The sequence below is a fragment of the Specibacter sp. AOP5-B1-6 genome, assembly GCF_052376555.1.
Classification (GTDB): domain Bacteria; phylum Actinomycetota; class Actinomycetes; order Actinomycetales; family Micrococcaceae; genus Specibacter.
On the sequence record NZ_JBQSVT010000088.1, the window covers coordinates 1 to 2,757 of the forward strand.

Annotated in this window: 2 protein-coding genes; both read right to left on the minus strand. The window is 58.7% G+C overall.

Annotated elements, in window-relative coordinates; translation table 11 throughout:
* Positions 1–742: 742 nt before the first annotated feature.
* Positions 743–1,453, minus strand: coding sequence for a hypothetical protein (locus ACT3TS_RS19495; RefSeq protein ID WP_444533187.1), 711 nt, complete (start codon positions 1,451–1,453; stop codon positions 743–745).
* 128 nt (positions 1,454–1,581) lie between these two features.
* On the minus strand, positions 1,582–2,277 hold the full coding sequence (locus ACT3TS_RS19500) for a Type 1 glutamine amidotransferase-like domain-containing protein (protein ID WP_444533188.1): 696 nt from the start codon (positions 2,275–2,277) through the stop codon (positions 1,582–1,584).
* Positions 2,278–2,757: the final 480 nt, after the last annotated feature.

Genomic DNA, 2,757 nt, shown 5'->3' on the forward strand with positions numbered 1-2,757 from the left:
ACACGCAACTCCACAACCCCCACACACCAACACCACCCACGCCACGGCCGCCAAACCGCCGGTACGCAGGCTCCGCCAGGTGTCTCCGTTCGGCTCTTGGTAACTCGGCCGGCATCGGCCGCCCGCGGCTGTGTACGGTTGCAGGCAGCCACTGTCGTAGCATCCAGAAGGCTCGTCTAGCAGGCCGTCGCCCCCTTATGGCATACCGTGAGCCCGATCCCAGCATGAACCGGCGTGCCAGAATTTTGTGCGTAGGGCCCTTTCCGATTTGAGCTGCTCAAGGGGCTTACAGCGCTCCTCCATACTCAGCGATGCTGGCTTGCAGGGCTGACGATGTGCGGGTTCCCGTGCATGACACATGGCCTGCAATGGCAGCTTCCTAAATCCCCTGAATAGGGGCATCATCATGAGACAGTGTCCGGTGCGCAGACTGGGCGCCCAATTCCGCCGCAAATCGACAGCACCGCGTCATGTATCCATTCATGCGGACAACTGCGTTGCAAGTACCGAAGAAGATGTCACCGCTGGGGCCGTGCCCACCGTCCATCTGTCCAGACTCATCAACGCCGGACCGAAATTTCATATCCAGCCGACCAACATTCGCTTCCTGGAAGAGCTAGAGCCGAATTCGGTTGTGGGCCAAAGCTTGGAGAGAGATACGCACACTGTCTTGCCTGTTCTATTTCAGACACCCTGAGTCCGAACCCAACCACCTGAAGCGGCTCTTTGGATTGGTTCAAACTTAGGGCTGCGGGAACCTGGGCCTATTGCCATGGGACGGATCGATGGCGGGAACGTGTTTGACTAGGTCAACACTTACGATGGCGGATGGCCGTATGAGCACCGAAACAGACCCCGGATCCTCTTTCACGTTCACATACCTGTAGATGTCGAACGCATCCAAGGTTAAACCCTTCTCTCGAATATCCGAGCCTGCGTCGTTCTCAACGTGGATGTCATCACTGACCGTTGCCTCAGAACTCAGCTTCACCGAGTAGAGGAAACTCTCATCGCGGCCGCGCGACTGTACGAGGTCCCAATCGGTGGCCGCAATCCGTGTTCCCAGGTGAACGTAGCGATCCGATCTGAGGCTTGAAGGGAATTTGACCTTCGAGAGTGGTGAGGCATGGAACCACTCGCCATTAACGACTTTGCTCTTACCTTCTGCACCAAGATATGGAACATGGCTTTCCTGAACTGCTGCCGTCGCGAACCTGACTGGTGCTTTATCCCCGTTCGCGCACCAATAGCTTTTTCGGTGGTAACTGAATGCACCAAATTCACGGTTGGCAGGAATGGCCCAGTGCCCGTCCTCGCATTTGATACCGACATGCCCCGCTGGGGCGACCTCGATGGCGTCCATCACTATTAACTGTTTGGAGCGCGCGTCGTAAGAAGTGAATTCACCGGGGTGGTTCATTGCCTGCGGGATGTCTGTGGATTCAATTGTCATTTTTTCAAACTACCATCCACACCACGTCCCCAGGACTCCGGACGGCTTGGGTTACAGGTTTTCACAGGCTAACGGCAAGCCCCTACGCCAGACCCAACCTTAAGCGGAAGACTCAACCCAATGCTCCCTCAGCGCAGCACAACGCTGCTGCCGTCAACAACCAATGCCTGGCCATCACGAAGCGCCCAATACTCTTGGCCTTCGTGAGCGTAAGCAGCAGCCACTTGAGTCAGGATCTCGCGTTCCGGGTGAGCCGAGGATCCGAGATGGGGCACAAACGGCCTATCCAGAATATTGAGCCCGGCGAACTCGACTGCCCCGTAGAGCGATAAGGCATCATCGGTCGAATCGCACTTTTCTAGACCCAACAGGCTCGGGGCAAGCACGCAACCCCCGGCACTGAAACCGGCGTAAACCAGGGCGTCCGATCTCAGGCGATCCACAATGAGCGCGTCGGCTCCCGATCGTGCCAGAGCCGCCCGGAGCGTGAAAACGTTCCCGCCCCGAGCCCAGACGAAGTCCGGCCGTCCAAACTGCATGGAAAGGCTGCCGGCGTCATAAGCCCGCAAGTCGAGCTCATGTGCCGTGAGCCCGATCCCCGCGAGATTATCAATTTGGCGTTCCGTCTCTCTACGCCGCACCTCAGGAGCGGCGCCATCGAAAGCGTTCATGATGACCCACCCACTCTTTTTGCCCCGAACCAAATCAGTAAAAGCATCAGGGTGGTCACCAAGTTGGTACGAAGACAGGTACAGGCGCATGATGCCATTGTGCCTGCTCATAAGCAGGCAGTCATTTTCCAATGATTTGTGCGCATCGGACAAGATTGGAATCCACACTGTCGATTATGGTGCCGGCATCGGTGCCGGTAGGAACCGATGCGCACGGCCACCCCACAGCCATCATGTTGCAGCGTGCGATGCCTTAGCCACTGCAGCCGCGGTGGTTGGCCCGGACAGCGGCGGCTGGAGCGTTCGTGTCTGGTCTCCGGGCCAGCGACGGCCTCGCTGGCCCGGGGCGGAGCAACTGGCCGGGCTGCGGAAGGGCTGTCATGGATTCGGTGGACTTCGTGCTGCTGATTTCTGCGGACTTGGTCGCCGGCATCTGAGCTCCGGGCCGCCGGCTCCTCCCCTCGCGCTTCAGGACAACGACCGGCCTGAAGCTCAAACCCTTGGGTCTCCTGCCGAGTGCGGGCATTCCGCTTAAATGGGTGTGGCCGCTTGGTGGGCGGCCGTTGGTGGTTGTGGTTGGTGGCTGACTGTTGGTTGGCGGTGTTGGGTGGGGTTAAGTGCAGGGAGGCCCCG

What these genes read in the sequence shown, in the direction of transcription:
- ACT3TS_RS19495 (WP_444533187.1), bottom strand. Translation starts at nt 1,453, where the DNA reads ATGACAATTGAATCCACAGACATCCCGCAGGCAATGAACCACCCCGGT.